The sequence below is a fragment of the Sharpea azabuensis DSM 18934 genome, from assembly GCF_000702165.1.
Classification (GTDB): Bacteria; Bacillota_I; Bacilli_A; order Erysipelotrichales; family Coprobacillaceae; genus Sharpea; species Sharpea azabuensis.
This window is the reverse complement of the sequence record NZ_JNKU01000094.1, coordinates 1-1,021: the sequence shown is the minus strand read 5'-3', so window position 1 is coordinate 1,021 and position 1,021 is coordinate 1. Positions and strand designations below refer to the sequence as shown.

The 1,021-nt window shown below is 40.8% G+C and carries 1 protein-coding gene; it reads left to right on the top strand.

The genetic code is table 11. From position 1 onward, the window contains the following. A partial coding sequence (locus T529_RS0111620) for an ISL3 family transposase (RefSeq protein WP_033163776.1) occupies window positions 1-1,021 on the top strand: 1,021 nt, incomplete at both ends.

Genomic DNA, 1,021 nt, shown 5'->3' with positions numbered 1-1,021 from the left:
GAATATCACCAGAAAAGACGAGAAATATGTCTTCAGTATAGTCATGAAGAGACAAACATATGAATGTCCTGAGTGTCACTCAAGTCATGTGAACATAAAGGCAAATAAATCCAAAAAGCTTGTAGGTGCTCAGTTCAATAACTGCCCTAGCATCTACATGATCCATTTTAAGCGTCTATGCTGCAGGGACTGTGGTTCGTCTTTCTACGATCATGTTCCTCTTGCTGATGAGACGACAAAAATTGCCAGGGTTACGCAACTGCATATTCTTGAGGACCTGAAGCCCTTTAACTCTGTCTTTGCGTCCGTTGCAAGAAAGTACGACATAAGCACGACCAAGGTCATCAGCCTCTTTGATGAGAACGTCCAGGTGAAGAGACACCCGCTGCCACGAATCCTCCTTATAGACGAGTTCTATTTTCAGAGGCATAGCCAGCAGAAATATGCCTTTGTCATGATGAACTTCGAGAACAAGGTTATTGTGGATATCATCAAGTCAAGATGGCAGAACGTACTCAGTGATTATTTCTATTCGATAGATGCAGAAAAAGGAAAAGGCGAAAAAAGGGAAAAAGAAAAGGTAGAGTTTGTATGTTCAGATCTCTATGAGCCCTACCGCAGTATCATAGCTACCTACTTTAAAAACGCTACCTATCTTGTCGATCATTTTCATGTTGTTAAGCTCGTCAATGATCAGCTTAATAATACCAGGAAAAGGGAAATGCGTAAACATTCATATGCCAGGCAGTCCAAGGAATACAGACTCCTCAAATTCAGATATAAACTTCTCATGCAGTACGGTCCTACCGTTGACATTGAGACATATAGATTTGATTCAATACTTGGCTGCCACTGTGTCAATAAAACCGTTCTGGATGAGATTCTTTCCATCAGCGATGATATAAAGGCTTTCTATGATGTCAAGGAGGCATTCATGGCCCTTGATGCCATTGATGAGAAATCAGCAGCAGAACATGACCTGGAAAAGGAACTTGATGAAATAATTAAAAGATTCCATCAG